Annotated in this window: 1 protein-coding gene and 1 pseudogene; both read right to left on the bottom strand. The window is 43.3% G+C overall.

The genetic code is table 11. From position 1 onward, the window contains the following. The coding region (locus R7Q11_RS25575) for a type VI secretion system accessory protein TagJ (protein WP_318094453.1) at positions 1 to 514 on the bottom strand (514 nt) is incomplete at its 3' end. Between the two features lie 10 nt (positions 515 to 524). Next, positions 525 to 826 (bottom strand): annotated as a pseudogene (locus tag R7Q11_RS25570) (type VI secretion system contractile sheath large subunit); the annotation flags it as partial.

Raw genomic sequence — 826 nt, 5'->3', positions numbered from 1 at the left:
TAGCAATAGGGACGAGGAAGTAGTTGCCTGCGGTAGAAAACAGCTCAATGTAACCACCTAAACGATCATCAATATCCCGCACGTCTGAGAACGAAGTATCATTAGCTAAAAAGCCTTTTTCTTGTCTCAGTTCTTCGATTTGAAGAGCAAGTTCAGAAACTTGTTCATAATCTTGACTCACCATTGATAAGTTGAAGCTAACCAATGACTTAGTTAGTTCTTCGTTCTCACCCAATACCTTCGCGGTTGCCGCACCTTGAGCGAAATCCTTTCGCGCTTGAGCAGCTTTAACCAGATGTCTTAACTGGCTAGCGCCTGGAAGATATTCAGGAAACAGTTTAATAGACTGCATCAGTTGCTCATCAGCTCGCTCAAAATCACCATCAATACAAAGCAGTTCAATAAAAGAGCTTCTCAAACTGGCATCCTTGGGAGATGCCTTTATTGCTTCGATTAGTAGTTCTAAAGCTTGTTGCAACTGCCCTTCCGATAAGGCATTTTTCCACTGAGTCATATTTCTTTCCTTACACCAAATGTTCTGGTGATAATTCCGTAATTAATTTGATACTTGAGACCATTTGGTCGAGCTGGAAATGAGGGCGTAAATGTATCACCAAGTAGAAGTGCCCTGGCGTATCGCGTTTCTCTCTAACTTTGATCTTCGCTTCGTTCAATGGGTACTTAGCTCTGAGTTCATCCGAAGCTTCGTCTGAAGCCGTTGTATATTGATGTAACCAAGTCTGAAACTCCCTCTCGAGCGATGCCGCGTCCTGATAACCACCTATCTTGTCTCGCCCCATAACTTTGACGTAGTGTGCTATACGCG

This window comes from Vibrio sp. 970, assembly GCF_033339075.1.
Note: the sequence above shows the minus strand (reverse complement) of the source record. Positions and strands in the feature narration are given on the sequence as shown.